Here is a 481-nt window from a genome sequence, read left to right as displayed (position 1 = left end):
AGGACCGACACACAGTGGGGCAGAATACCAAAAAGCTGGCCAAAACCCAAATTCTTTATAAATGGATCTAAAATTTGTTACTCGGGGGTTTTTGGGGTCACTGATTACGAATCCGGGGTCAAAATTACAGAATTCAAAATGGCCCCAGTGGGGCAGTATCGAAAAAAGCTGGTCAAAACCTAAATTATGATTCGAATAAAAATATACGTATACAAAAGCGTTTCAGTAGCCTATTGAAATTATAGTAACGCACTTTAATTACGATTGGTTTATATTATTTTATTTTTTGGTATTTATAGAGTATTTAGGCACTGTTGTTTAATATTTTAATAGCAAAACTAGATATAAGGAAATAAATAGGTATTTCTGAACTCTTTAATACATGTTAACTTAATATAAAGCTACAAATTGGTAAAATTAACCATTTTATAATTGTCGTAACGTATTATTATCGCTTTTTCCAAAAGCAAACATGGTACAA

1 protein-coding gene is annotated in these 481 nt (G+C 31.4%); it reads left to right on the top strand.

Going from position 1 to position 481, the window contains the following annotated elements; all coding sequences use genetic code 11:
* Positions 1-183: hypothetical protein (locus IV513_RS15750; RefSeq protein WP_209391494.1), on the top strand; the 183-nt coding region annotated here is incomplete at its 5' end.
* Between the last annotated feature and the right edge of the window lie 298 nt (positions 184-481).

Source organism: Chryseobacterium sp. RR2-3-20 (assembly GCF_017808115.1).
Taxonomy (GTDB): domain Bacteria; phylum Bacteroidota; class Bacteroidia; order Flavobacteriales; family Weeksellaceae; genus Chryseobacterium; species Chryseobacterium oryzae.
The sequence above is the reverse complement of the archived record's forward strand: the minus strand, read 5'-3'. Positions and strand labels throughout refer to the sequence as shown.